This window comes from Pseudomonas sp. GM49 (assembly GCF_000282355.1).
Taxonomy (GTDB): Bacteria; Pseudomonadota; Gammaproteobacteria; order Pseudomonadales; family Pseudomonadaceae; genus Aquipseudomonas.
The window spans coordinates 1-11,385 of sequence record NZ_AKJL01000240.1 but is presented as its reverse complement, the minus strand read 5'-3'; the positions used below and the strand labels follow the sequence as shown (position 1 = coordinate 11,385).

Annotated in this window: 9 protein-coding genes; 7 read left to right on the top strand and 2 right to left on the bottom strand. The window is 58.4% G+C overall.

Annotated elements, in window-relative coordinates; all coding sequences use genetic code 11:
• Positions 1–840 precede the first annotated feature (840 nt).
• Positions 841–1,347: a peptide-methionine (S)-S-oxide reductase MsrA gene (gene msrA / locus PMI29_RS08395; protein ID WP_008001115.1), complete on the top strand. Its 507-nt coding sequence runs from the start codon at positions 841–843 to the stop codon at positions 1,345–1,347.
• Between the two features lie 270 nt (positions 1,348–1,617).
• On the opposite strand, the gene PMI29_RS08400 is transcribed toward msrA, so the two are convergent.
• A complete protein-coding gene (locus PMI29_RS08400; RefSeq protein WP_008001113.1) occupies positions 1,618–1,830 on the bottom strand; it encodes a DUF1059 domain-containing protein in 213 nt (70 codons plus the stop codon).
• 890 nt (positions 1,831–2,720) lie between these two features.
• Between PMI29_RS08400 and PMI29_RS08405 the strand changes: the two genes are divergently transcribed.
• The 6 genes from PMI29_RS08405 (at position 2,721) to PMI29_RS08430 (ending at position 11,063) form a co-directional block, all read left to right on the top strand.
• Complete coding sequence (locus tag PMI29_RS08405; RefSeq protein ID WP_008001111.1) at positions 2,721–3,971, top strand: OprD family outer membrane porin; 1,251 nt, start codon at positions 2,721–2,723, stop codon at positions 3,969–3,971.
• A 161-nt stretch (positions 3,972–4,132) separates the two neighbouring features.
• Positions 4,133–5,494, top strand: coding sequence for a spinster family MFS transporter (locus tag PMI29_RS08410; protein WP_008001109.1), 1,362 nt, complete (start codon positions 4,133–4,135; stop codon positions 5,492–5,494).
• 85 nt (positions 5,495–5,579) lie between these two features.
• Positions 5,580–6,554, top strand: a complete 975-nt coding sequence (locus PMI29_RS08415) for an AraC family transcriptional regulator (protein ID WP_008001107.1) — start codon at positions 5,580–5,582, stop codon at positions 6,552–6,554.
• Positions 6,555–6,649: 95 nt separating this feature from the next.
• On the top strand, positions 6,650–7,756 hold the full coding sequence (locus PMI29_RS08420; RefSeq protein ID WP_008001105.1) for an NAD/NADP-dependent octopine/nopaline dehydrogenase family protein: 1,107 nt from the start codon (positions 6,650–6,652) through the stop codon (positions 7,754–7,756).
• Positions 7,756–8,754, top strand: a complete 999-nt coding sequence (locus PMI29_RS08425; protein WP_008001104.1) for a 3-hydroxybutyryl-CoA dehydrogenase — start codon at positions 7,756–7,758, stop codon at positions 8,752–8,754. Before PMI29_RS08420 ends, PMI29_RS08425 begins: the two co-directional genes overlap by 1 nt.
• Positions 8,755–9,203: 449 nt before the next feature.
• Complete coding sequence (locus tag PMI29_RS08430) at positions 9,204–11,063, top strand: ABC transporter ATP-binding protein (RefSeq protein ID WP_008001102.1); 1,860 nt, start codon at positions 9,204–9,206, stop codon at positions 11,061–11,063.
• Positions 11,064–11,197: 134 nt separating this feature from the next.
• Here the strand turns inward: PMI29_RS08430 and PMI29_RS32705 are convergent.
• Positions 11,198–11,385: hypothetical protein (locus PMI29_RS32705; RefSeq protein ID WP_238541670.1), on the bottom strand; the 188-nt coding region annotated here is incomplete at its 5' end.

Genomic DNA, 11,385 nt, shown 5'->3' with positions numbered 1-11,385 from the left:
TCAAAACCAGCCCGATTGCCACACAGCAGGCGATAAGATGGAAATATACAACGCCCAGGCGCAAATATTCCCCGGCTGGTGAAGAAAGAATACTAAGTAACATGACTACCTCTTTGTTCAAACAGTGAATCAGCCTGACTTTCAGGACGGCTTGATTAGAGTTTGCCGTTGCTCACTGAAGTTATGATCCAGCAGTTTCAATTGAATTATCTTGCGGCATCACGCTGGCAAGATAAAAGCGAGCTTCTCGAATGAACTTTTAATCATTCGATCATGTCCATTTTCAGGTAATAAAAAACCTCATTTTCGCACTTGGTGCATATGAGGTTTAACTTCCGCTTCTGGGGTGAGGTGAGGATCAGTGCCCGTGCCACCTGTTGCGTATTCTGAACGAAAAAACCCGAGACCGTTCATTTTTTGATCAATTTTGCTGACCAACGGCAGTGTCCCTGGCTAGTGGCATATTGATGGCTTTGATCGCGCAGCCCGCACTATTACTGGGTTTTCGGCGAGTCGGAAGGCAGATGAAAGCCCCGCCAATTTTTTCGTCTTTTTTTCCAGATTCCATGGGGGAAATCGGGAAATGTAGGCGAGTCAGCCATAAAAAAGCCCTTGGCCGGGTTAACAAAACGGGTCAAAGCACTGCCATTTTTCCCACGAAAAAGACTTGGTAAAGTACGTTTTCTGTTCCAGTCCATCACCGAGAAAGCTGACGGTGGCGACAGGCAAAAATCGGCCAAATACGGTCATTCCAGTTCTGTTTGCGCGAAACCTTGGAATTGGCCAACACGCCCTTATAACAATGGCTATACCCGACGTCCCCGAGAGGAAGGACAGACCATGACCATACAAACTGAAACTGCCATTCTCGCCGGCGGCTGCTTCTGGGGCATGCAGGATCTGCTGCGGCGCTATCCCGGTGTGCTGCGCACGCGGGTCGGTTACACCGGCGGCGATGTGCCGAATGCCACCTACCGCAATCATGGCAACCACGCCGAAGCCATCGAGATCGTCTTCGACCCTGCCGTGATCAGCTACCGGCAGATCCTTGAGTTCTTCTTCCAGATACACGACCCCTGCACGCCCAACCGTCAGGGTAATGACCTGGGCCCCAGCTATCGTTCGGCGATCTACTACCTCAGCGAACAGCAACGCGACATCGCCGAGGACACCACTGCCGATGTCGATGCTTCACACCTGTGGCCAGGCCGAGTAGTCACCGAAATCGAACCGGCAGGGCCCTTTTGGGAAGCGGAACCGGAGCACCAGGATTACCTCGAACGTATACCGAATGGCTACACATGCCACTTCATCCGCCCGAACTGGAAGCTCCCCAAACGCGCCTGAGAGTCACGCTTGTGAGGCGTAGAGGTGACCGCTTCTGGCCGATAGCAGTCTGTCGAATCAGCTTGAGCTTAGCTTGAATGAACACGCAGCCACATTAAACAAGCTCTCCAAAGCACCCCCAAGGAGCAGCCATCGGCGGCTCCTTGGGGATCTCCTTCGTCATTCAGATTGTGCCAGGCATAAAAAACTACCCTCAGGCCTGCGGAACTCATCGAAATGAGCCTGATAGGTGCTTATCGATGACATTCACTCTTCTGAAACCCCTGGGTGCTAAGCAGGACGCGGTGCTTCAACAGGCGGGGTTCCGTCGTGAAACATCGTCTTCAGTTGAGCACGCAGTTCTGGTGAGTCGGTGTGCTTGTGAACACTGACCGCATGCTGCGCGGCGGCCTCGAGCAGTTCGTTTTCAGAGTCTGCGGACAGTGCGATTGAGCAGTGGGAATCGCTCGGAAACTCGCGGCAGTCGATGTATTTACGCGCCATGAATGTTTTCCTCCCTACGACGAAGGCAGGCCGTGGCCTGCGTGAACGATCGCTCGACGCGTCTCCCATACATCAAACACGACTGCATGCCACATCGAGTGTGCCGATCGTTAAAGTATAGGCCCACCGATGTCAGGGTAGTTGTGCCAGACATAGAAAACGGCCGCGCGGAAACAGGGAACAGATCACGACGGCTCGGCATTTACCTGAAGTCGTGCTCTGTCCCTTTTTATGCTGGTTACGTCGCCACTCCTCTGGCCTGTGGTTCAGTTTCATTGCTCGTCTCTAAGTTCCATGAATCAGTACTTTAGCTGAGTCCCAAGGCCAGTGAAGTTGATGGAAGGGGGATCGGTCTGGAGGAACGTGACGCTGGTGGAACGGCAGCGGCAGTGCTCAGGCGGTCTGCATCAGGCTGCGTAATTGGAGAATCGCCTGCGCAATCGGGGAGGTTGGCAGGCAGCGCAATCGCTAGTTTAGGGCCCATCCAACAACAAGACCTCGCTATAGGAAGGCTTATGCAATACAGGCTTGCCATCTCGCACTGTGTGCCCCGTGCTTTTGAGTTGACTAAGGGAAACCTTTAGCCGGGTTGAAGTTTTCCCCTCAACGGATGCTGTTCATCTCGATATCGGCGCGGCGCCTACTGACTTACCTTGGGTAGACAAGAGGCGTGTCGTCGTAGCGGGCTGTTCCATTGAGCCCGCCTGGCGTTTTACCCCATAACAACAATAGGCCTGACAATGCTCGAACCCATCATCCTGTATATCCCTCATACAATCTGCCTTCCTGCGCAAGAAGGCTCGGTGTTCGGCTGCCAGCATTTTTAGTTTTTAGTTTGAATCTGCTCCTATAAATACAGTGCCCAGCACATACAGATGTGGAGAAGTTAGATGTATCAGGTAAAACAGTCTTGCCGTGGGCTCGGTATTGCCGGCGTGTTGGGAATTATCTGTTCACCATTGGCCGCCTATGCCGATGTTATTGATGACAGTCACTTGAAAGTGGATACGCGTAACTTCTACTTGCACCGTAACTACACCAATACCAATGCGCCGTTTTCGGAAGTGCATAGTTGGTCTCAGGGTTTCGATGCGCAGTTTACTTCCGGTTACACCGATACGGCACTGGCAATCGGTCTTGATGTGGATGCGCAATATGCCGTGCGCCTGGACTCGTCGGGCAACGACGGTTCGCTGCCCTTCAGCGTCCACGACCAGCAGGCGGCCGATGACTACAGTCGTGCCGGTGCAACCTTCAAGATGCGCTACAGCAAGACCGAGTTGAAGGTCGGTGACCTTCGCCCTCAACTGCCGGTGGCGTACGATGACACCAGTCGGCAATTGGATACCATCTACCAGGGGGCCGTGGTCGAGTCCAGGGAAGTCGATGGGTTGACGATGACCGGTGGCCGGTTCTGGTCTGCCGTGACGCGGGAATCTTCCAACCACGAGAAGCTGTACAAGTTTGGCTCCACCGATAATCTCGACAGTGACGGCCTGGACTTTGGCGGCGCCACTTACGACATTACCAAGAACCTGCAAGCCAGTTATTTCTACGGCGTGTTGCACGATATTTATCAGCAGCACTATTTCGGCCTGATGCATATGGCTGACTTGGGTAATGGCTACAAACTTAAAACCGACTTGCGCTACTTCAATAACAATGAAGATGGCAATGCGTTGAACGGTGAAATCGACAACCGTTCCTACGGTGGCTTGTTTTCCTTGCTCAAAGGCGCCCACATGTTTGGCCTCAGTTACCAGCGCATGCTCGGTGACAGCGTGTTCCCGACGATGAACGGTTTTATCCCGCAACCTTACCTGGTGCACTGGTCGTCCCTGGGGTTTGTCCGCCCGGGTGAAAAGTCCTGGGGGGCGCGCTACAGCTATGACTTTGCCGGGATGGGCATGCCGGGGCTGAAGCTCTACACCCGCTACATCAAGGGTACCAATTGGAACCGTGGCACCAACCTGAGCGACAACCAGGAAAGCGAACGCTTTCTGGGGCTCAGCTACGTGGTGCAGAGCGGGGCGCTGCAAGGTCTGGGGCTGGACCTGCGCAACATCGACGTCAAACAGAAGTACGGCTACGACTACAACGAATTCCGTGTCGCCACGACCTACACCTGGAAGTTCTGGTAAGCCCGGTCCATCCGGGGTTTGACCCCCATAACAATAAGAGGCCTGACCATGTTCGAACCCTTTGTCCTTTACATCTGCCCCGCAACTTCCCAGTCGGTGCGCTGTGCACCGTCACCCGGCGTGCTGCGCGCATGAGCGGATTCCAAGAGGAGCAAACACTAGTGAATATCCAGGTCGATAACGCGGTCCTGCAACAGCAGAAGAAGAAAACCTACATTTACGAGTGGTACGTGGTCGGCTTGTGCATGATCGCCTACATCTTTTCATTTGTGGATCGGCAGATCCTGGCGCTGATGATCGAACCGATCAAAGCCGACCTGCAGATCAGCGACACCCAGTTCAGCTTGCTGCATGGGCTGGCCTTTTCGTTGTTCTACGCGTTCATGGGCATGCCCATCGCCTATCTGGCGGATCGCTTCTCCCGGCCGAAGATCATCGCCGTCGGCGTCGTGTTCTGGAGCCTGGCGACTGCCGCCTGCGGCATGAGCAAGAACTTCCTGCACATGTTCCTCGCTCGCATTGGCGTCGGTGTCGGCGAAGCGGCCCTGTCGCCCTCGGCCTACTCGATGTTCAGCGACATGTTCCCCAAGGAAAAACTTGGCCGCGCCGTGGGCATCTACTCGATCGGCTCGTTCGTCGGTGGTGGCCTGGCCTTCCTGGTGGGTGGCTATGTGATCGCGATGCTCAAGGACATGAACACCATCGAAGTCGCCGTTCTCGGTGCGATGAAGGCCTGGCAACTGGCGTTCTTCATTGTCGGCCTGCCCGGTATCGTGGTCGGCCTGTTGATCTGGCTTACCGTGCGCGACCCGGCGCGCAAGGGGCTGCAGGTCGATGCACAGGGTCAGGCCAAGAAGGTTGCGATGAGCGATGGCTTGCGTTTCCTCGGTCGCCACCGTGCCACCTTCACCTGCCATTACCTGGGCTTTTCGTTCTACGCCATGGCCCTGTTCTGCATGATGAGCTGGAGCCCGGCTCTGTACATCCGCAAGTTCGGCCTGTCGCCAATGGAGGCCGGCTACATGCTCGGCACCGTGCTGTTGGTGGCCAATACCGCAGGCGTGCTGTTCGGCGGATGGCTCACCGACTACCTGGCCAAGAAAGGTCATCAGGACGCCGCCATGCGCACCGGCGTCATCGGTGCCCTCGGCATGGCGGTGCCGGCCGTGCTGTTCCCGCAAGCCGATCAACTGTGGCTGTCGGTGACGCTGTTGGTGCCGGCGATGTTCTTCGCTTCGTTCCCGATGCCGGCGTCCACGGCGGCGATGCAGATCCTCGCGCCGAACCAGGTGCGTGCGCAGGTCTCGGCCGTGTTCCTGCTGATCAGCAATCTGTTGGGGTTGGGCCTGGGCACCACGCTGGTGGCACTGTTGACCGACCGCTACTTCGGATCGCCTGCGGCGGTCGGTTCGTCGATGTCGCTGGTGATCTGTGGCGCGTCGGCGTTGACCGTACTTCTACTATGGCGTGGTTGCCGTCATTTCCGCGAAAGCTATGCCCGTGAGCACCCGACCCGGGCTTGATTGGTCATAGTCCACGATCGGCGCCCCGGCCTCGCTCCTGTTAAAGGGAGCGGGGCCGAGGTGCTCCAGGTCAGGAGAACCCTTGATGTTGAATGATGTACACCTGCTGGAACGCCACAGCTTGCTCAGCTCGGCCGATTACCGAGAGATCAAGGACAAGGTCAGCCAATACCTGTGCCCCCACAGCTTCAACGTACTGCGTGACGAGCCGATCTATACCCGGCTCAACGGCGTATTCTTCGGCGATTCGGCGCTGCTCGACCTGCGCTATGGCGCGCCGGTGGAGATCACCATCGGCGACATTGCCGATCAATACCTGTTTCGCATTACGTTGCAGGGACATTGCGAGGTGGCCCACGGACGGCGCAGTGCGGCGATGCAGTCGGGCTACCTGAGCGTTTCCTCGCCGTTCGCGCAAAGCCGCATCGTCACCGATGGCGAGTGCCGCAACCTGATCCTGCGGGTCGACCGTGATGCCCTGGAGACGCAACTGCAACGCCTGCTCGGCCGCAGTCTGCGGCAGTCGGTGATCTTTGATGTCAGCGTCGACCACCTGGGCGCCGGCGTCGTCAGCCTCTATCACACCCTGGACTACATTTGCCGGCTTTACGGCAGCGGCGTCGACGGTTCGCGCCTCGCCAGCGGACTGTCCGAATACCTGATGCAACTGCTGCTCACACAGCTGCCGCATAACTACTCCGCGGATCTTTTGATCGACTCGCGCGCGCCGCTGCCGCACCACGTGAAAAAGGCCCGTGACTACATCGAAGAACACCTCGACGAACCGATCAGCCTGACGACCCTGAGCGAACTGTGTGGCGTCTCGGTGCGCACCCTGCAAAACGGCTTCAACCAGTTCCTCCAGCAGGCGCCGGTCGAGTACATCCGCGACCGGCGTCTGGCGGTGATCCACGAGTCGCTCAAGCAGGGCAGGGCCGGCGAAACCGTCACCGATATCCTGTTGCGTCATGGCATCAACAGTTTCGGGCATTTTTCCAGCGCCTATCGGCAACGCTATGGTTGCCTGCCTTCGGACACCCTGCGGCGGCAGAAGCATTGAGACTCCTGCGCAATCCGTCATTCGGCTGCGCAATCGGATGAGTCTGCGGCGGTGCGGCTCGATAGGATCGAGTCTCTAAAAAAAGGAGTATCTGCATGAATATTACCGTGCTGGGTGGTGGTCACGGCTGTTACGCCGCTGCTGTCGAAATGGCTGAAAAGGGGCACCAGACATGCCTGTGGCGTCGAGACTGCGCCGCGCTCAAAGAGCTGCTGGCCATCGGCAGCCTGACCATCAAGGACTATAAGGGCACTCGCCAGTTGTCCGTCGGCCAGCAGGGCGACAAGCTCTCGTTCACCGACGACCTGGCCGAAGCCCTGGACGACGCGCAACTGGTGATCATCCCGCTGCCGTCGACCTCCCACGAAGACCTGGCCAAACATGTTGCGCCGCACCTGCACGACGGTCAGGTGGTGTTCTTGCCGCCGGGCACTTTCGGCAGCTTCGTGTTCGCCAAGGCCATGGTCGATGCGGGCAACCTGAGCAAGGTCGCCTTCGCTGAAACCGGTACGCTGCCGTACCTGGTACGCAAGCATGGCGCCAGCGACCTGGTCATCAGCGGCTATGCCACCCGCCTGCCGACCGGCGTATTCCCCAGCAACCTGTCCGAGCATGCTTTCGCGGTACTGCGCGAGGCCTACCCGAGCGTCGAGCCGATTGAAGACGCCCTGAGTGGTGCGCTGATGAACGCAGGCCCCATCATCCATCCGCCGCTGATCATGATGAACGCAGGTCCCCTGGAGCATTTCGAGGCCTGGGACATTCATAACGAAGGTACCCAACCGTCGATCCGCCGCGTGACCAACCAGCTTGATGCCGAACGCATGGCCGTGCGCGAAGCACTGACCTACGGCGCGCCGCATTTCCCGCTGGCCGACCACTACAACACCAGCGAAGGCGACGAGTGGATGTACGGTCGCGGTGCCCATGGCAAGCTGACCGACAGCGGTGACTGGCGCGAAGACATCGACCTGCAGAAGCATCGCTACATGCTCGAAGACACCCGCCTGGGTCTGTCCTTCCTGGTGTCCGTCGGCCGCTGGGCCGGTGTGCCGACTCCGGTCGCGCAGGGCCTGCTGAGCATTGCCTCGGTCGTCGCCGGACGTGACCTCTATGCCGAAGGCCGCACCCTGGAAAACCTCGGTTTGGCCACGCTGAGTCGGGCGCAGATGACCGAACTGCTGACCAAGGGCTACAACTGATGAACGCCGCGCTGCCCCAAGTCAGCGTGGTCGGCGCCGGCCGTATGGGCGAGGGCATTGCCCTGGCGTTCATCCATGCGGGCCTGCCGGTCACCCTCATCGATATAAAGGATCGCGCGGAGGATGAGCGACACGGCTACTTCGAGCGTGTGCGCAACAACATCCACAGCGAACTGCAGATGCTGGTACGCCTTGGCGTGCTTGAGCTGGAACAGGCGGACATTGCGATAGCCCGGTTGACGCTGCAATCCCGGTCCCAGGCCGCAGAGGCATTGCGCCTGTGCGACCTGGTGTTCGAAGCGGTGCCGGAGGTCATCGCGGTCAAGCAGGAGACCTTCGCCTGGGTCAGCGAGCATGTCCCGGCGTCGACCATCATCGCCTCGACGACGTCGACGTTTCTCGTCACCGAGTTGAGCGAAATGGTCAGCACGCCTGCGCGCTTCGTGAACGCGCACTGGCTCAATCCCGCGTACCTGATGCCGCTGGTGGAAGTCAGCCGCAGCGAAGCGACCTGCCCTCAGGTAGTCGAACGGCTGCTGCAACTGCTCAAGCGGATCGGCAAGGTGCCCGTGGTGTGCAATCCGGTGGCTGGCTACATCGTGCCGCGCATTCAGGCATTGGTGATGAACGAAGCCGCACGGATGGTGGAAGAGGGCGTGGCCAGCGCAGAAGATATCGACACTGCAGTGCGCGTCGGTTTCGGGCTGCGCTTCTCGGTGCTGGGCCTGCTTGAATTCATCGACTGGGGCGGCGGCGACATTTTGTACTACGCCTCGCGCTACCTGAGTGGAGTGCTGTCACCGCGCTTCGAATCGCCACAGGTGATCGCCGACAACATGCAAAACGGCCGCAATGGCTTGCGAGATGGCCAAGGTTTCTACGACTACCGTGACATGGACGTGGAAGCCTACAAGCAGCAGCGTCTTGGCGATTTTGTCCGCAAGCTGGAATTGTCGGGGTTGACGCCAGCGTTCGATGGCGCCTTGAAGCAGGCCTGAGCCTCAGGGCCCGGATGCCGGGCCCTGACTACACGAGGTTGTAGCGCGGGCCTTCGCCCGCTCGATAGCGTAGAAATGGATTGCCCATAATGGACGTTGACGGGTTGCAGGCTTTGCCGTTGTCCGAATGGCTGTTTCTGGCCGATTCCGTTGAAAAAGTCGGTTCTTCCGGACTGCCCGCATAATGACCGCTGAAAACGCCTTTTTTGCGCACCGCTACGCGAAATCTGAGCCCGGAATCCTCTGCTCAATGTAAAGATTTCAATCTCAAGCGCGTACTTTTCTACCGTGGAAACCAGGGTCGACTTTTTCAACAGAATCGGCCGAAAGCAATGGGATGGACTCCTCCTCACCTCGGTATCTTGAGTGCCAGACCTCAACTTCGCAAAACCCTCAAAGCACCTGTTCAATGGCAGAATCTCCTCAATTTGATCGTTTTGGAGAACACTATGCTTCGTGCGTTTGAACGAAGACTCGACCCCTTTCCGCCTGACGAGGTACCACCGCCACCCGACGGTCTGGCTCGCTTCCTGTGGGCCTGTACGCGGGGCGCCCGCGGTTACATCCTTGCGCTTGCGCTACTAAGTGCCGCTGTGTCGATTTACGAAGCCTGGCTGTTTTCCTTCCTCGGGCAGGTCGTGGACCTGCTCTCGACCTGGCAGGCGGGCGGTGAAGCGGCTGCGCAGGAAAGTCGCGTGTTGTGGGGCATGGGCATCGTAATGGTGACCAGTGTCGCACTGGTGGCGTTGCGCACCATGGTGCAGCACCAGATATTAGCGATTAACTTGCCGTTGCGGCTGCGCTGGGACTTCCATCGCCTGATGCTGCGACAAAGCCTTTCGTTTTTTTCCGATGAGTTTTCCGGCCGAGTCACTACCAAGGTGATGCAGACTGCGCTAGCGGTGCGCGACGTGCTATTCACCCTTATCGAGATCGCACCCGGGATCGGCGTGTATTTCATTGCGATCATCGCACTGGCCGGCGGCTTCGCTCTGAAACTGATGCTGCCTTTCGTTGCCTGGGTCGTGTTGTTCGGCTTGGCCATGCTGTACTTCGTGCCCCGTCTGGGGAAAGTCGGGCAAGAACAGGCGAATGCGCGGTCGATGATGACCGGGCGTATTTCAGACGCCTACACGAACATCTCTACGGTGAAGCTGTTCTCCCACTCCAATCGTGAAGCGCACTTCGCGCGTGCAGCGATGGAGGATTTCAAGCAAACCGGCTTTCGCCAGATGCGCCTGGTAAGCCAGTTCGAGATCGTTAACCAGGCATTGGTGGTGGCGTTGATCATGGCAGCAGGTGGTTATGCCCTGTGGCTATGGCACCAGGGTGAGGTCGGCGCAGGTGCCGTGGCGGCAATCACTGCCATGGCGTTGCGTATCAATGGCATGTCGAACTGGATCATGTGGCAAATGACCTCGCTGTTCGAGAGCATCGGCACTGTACAGGATGGCATGGCGACGCTGACCTTGGGCACCAGGGTGCAGGACGCGCCGGGTGCCGGTGTGCTAGTGACCTCCGGCGGCGCGGTAACCTTCGATAAGGTGAGCTTCAACTACAATGGCGAACGCCAGGTGCTCGATGGCCTGAACCTGAGCATCCGCCCGGGCGAGAAAATCGGCTTGGTTGGCCGCTCTGGCGCCGGCAAATCCACGCTTATCAACTTGCTGCTGCGCTTCTATGACGTCGACAGCGGGGAGATTCGCATCGACGGCCAAAACATCGCACAAGTGACGCAAGACAGCCTGCGCAGCGCCATCGGCATGGTCACGCAGGATACCTCCCTGCTGCACCGTTCCATTCGCGACAACATCGCCTACGGCCGTCCCGATGCGACCGACGCGCAAATCCGCAGCGCCGCGGCCAATGCCCAGGCCGATGAGTTCATCAGCCAACTGAGCGACCGGCAAGGCCATACCGGCTACGACACCCTTGTGGGTGAGCGGGGCATCAAGCTGTCGGGCGGCCAGCGCCAACGCGTCGCGATTGCCCGGGTGATGCTCAAGAACGCCCCGATCCTGCTTCTTGACGAGGCCACCAGCGCGCTGGACTCGGAAGTCGAAGTGGCCATTCAGGAAAGCCTCGATGAAATGATGCAGGGCAAGACTGTGATCGCCATCGCCCATCGGCTGTCCACGATTGCGGCCATGGACCGACTCATCGTCATGGATGACGGACGCATCATCGAACAGGGCACCCACACCGAATTGCTCGGGAAGAACGGCGTCTATGCGCGGCTATGGCAGCATCAAAGCGGCGGGTTCCTGGGTGAGGATAAGGGAGTGGTCGAGGCTATGGAGCAGGCGTGAGCGTGAAGGGGGCGCAGCAGGGGGGCTATGAGCGGTGTAGTGGGGAGGGGCACGACCGTCGCCACTCGTCCAGGGCTGCTCTGATCCCTCTTCGAGTTTCACGTAGCAGCGGGCAAAAAAAGCGTTTCCACCAGTCAATGACCAGGCCGTTTGGGCAGACCTGCTTTTTCAACAGAATCGACCCAAAGCCGACTGTGGTGATAGGCGGCTTTGGGTTTGAAGCGGTCATGCAGGCGGTTTTTTGCGTTTGCTGGCGACATACCCCGCCGTTTGGTAGACAACGCTAGCCCTTGCCGCTGCCGCTGCCGCTGCCGCTGCTGCC

What these genes read in the sequence shown, in the direction of transcription:
- msrA (WP_008001115.1), top strand. Translation starts at nt 841, where the DNA reads ATGACCATACAAACTGAAACTGCCATTCTCGCCGGCGGCTGCTTCTGG.
- PMI29_RS08400 (WP_008001113.1), bottom strand. Translation starts at nt 1,830, where the DNA reads ATGGCGCGTAAATACATCGACTGCCGCGAGTTTCCGAGCGATTCCCAC.
- PMI29_RS08405 (WP_008001111.1), top strand. Translation starts at nt 2,721, where the DNA reads ATGTATCAGGTAAAACAGTCTTGCCGTGGGCTCGGTATTGCCGGCGTG.
- PMI29_RS08415 (WP_008001107.1), top strand. Translation starts at nt 5,580, where the DNA reads ATGTTGAATGATGTACACCTGCTGGAACGCCACAGCTTGCTCAGCTCG.
- PMI29_RS08420 (WP_008001105.1), top strand. Translation starts at nt 6,650, where the DNA reads ATGAATATTACCGTGCTGGGTGGTGGTCACGGCTGTTACGCCGCTGCT.
- PMI29_RS08425 (WP_008001104.1), top strand. Translation starts at nt 7,756, where the DNA reads ATGAACGCCGCGCTGCCCCAAGTCAGCGTGGTCGGCGCCGGCCGTATG.
- PMI29_RS08430 (WP_008001102.1), top strand. Translation starts at nt 9,204, where the DNA reads ATGCTTCGTGCGTTTGAACGAAGACTCGACCCCTTTCCGCCTGACGAG.